The sequence below is a fragment of the Streptomyces sp. MB09-01 genome, from assembly GCF_033794505.1.
Taxonomy (GTDB): Bacteria; Actinomycetota; Actinomycetes; order Streptomycetales; family Streptomycetaceae; genus Streptomyces.
In genome coordinates this window covers 1-1,012 of record NZ_JARAYQ010000578.1, presented here as the reverse complement: position 1 = coordinate 1,012, position 1,012 = coordinate 1, and the positions used below count along the sequence as shown (strand labels likewise).

Here is a 1,012-nt window from a genome sequence, read left to right as displayed (position 1 = left end):
CCGCCGAAAGCCGAGCCTCGGGCCCGGCCGCCGCCGGGCCCGAGGCTCGGCTTTCGGCGGGTGCCGCTGCCCGCTGCGCGGTCTCGCCGCCGTCCGCCGGGCCCGGGGCCCGGCGGGCCTGACGCTCTGCCGCGTCCCGCCCGGTGCTTGCTGCCGCCCCGGCCGCTACCGCTGCCCGCCGCCTGGCCCCGGCCCGGTCTGTGCCGGGCCCCGCCGCGGCCGCGCGGTCCCCGTCCGCTGCCCCCTGCCTGCGCTCGGGGCCGCCGCGGCCCTGCCCTCGGCGCCGCTGCGGCCCCGCAGCCGGGCCCGGGCCCCGGTTAGTGCCGGGGCCCGGTTTGCGCTGCCGCCGGTTCTCGCCGCTGGCGCCCTGGCGTATGTCCCATTCCGTAGGCGGTCAGGGTCGCCGCGAGTGCCGTTTCGGCCGTTTCGGACGCCTTCGCTACGAGGCGGAAAAGCGGACTGTGAGTTCGGGGCCGCGCCTTGCCTGTGCCCCGGTCGGATGGATGCGCTTGGGCAGGTCTTCGTCGAGGTCCAGCCAACCCTGGCCTCCCCCGAATGTGAGGGCATCCTCGACGGCGCTGGCGTCGTCCTCGCTGTCGAAGGTGAGCGTGACGGTGCCCTGGGGAAGAGCGGGCAGCTGGGCTTGTGCGCTGAAAGCGATGGCGTTAGCTGTGGCTGGCTCCTCGACGATGTCGGCGCTGCACCCGTAGTGCTGCTGGTCGCCGATGGTGACGGTGGCGTTGTTGTAGTGAGTCATGTGCCCACTGTGGCTCGGGAAGCCCGCCGCCCGTCGCGCCGCGCGCTTGGTTGCGGCTGTTGGCCCCGCGCGGCCCTCGACCGGTCGGTAGCAGCATGCGCAAGGGCGTGGATGAGGGCAGCCGCGCGGAGTGCTGGGACTCTCCCGCACGTGATGGATATATGGTATAGTTTTCTTGTTGGTCGGTGGTGGCAGCCGGCGGACACCGGACACGCATACGAGGAGAGTTTCATGGCGCACTTGATTGAGCAGTTC

Annotated in this window: 1 protein-coding gene; it reads right to left on the bottom strand. The window is 72.9% G+C overall.

What is annotated here, in order from left to right:
• Positions 1–439 precede the first annotated feature (439 nt).
• Positions 440–757, bottom strand: coding sequence for a hypothetical protein (locus tag PV721_RS43555; RefSeq protein ID WP_319734438.1), 318 nt, complete (start codon positions 755–757; stop codon positions 440–442).
• Positions 758–1,012: the final 255 nt, after the last annotated feature.

Excerpts from the sequence above, each read along its gene's own strand:
- PV721_RS43555 (WP_319734438.1), bottom strand. The coding sequence starts at position 757 with ATGACTCACTACAACAACGCCACCGTCACCATCGGCGACCAGCAGCAC.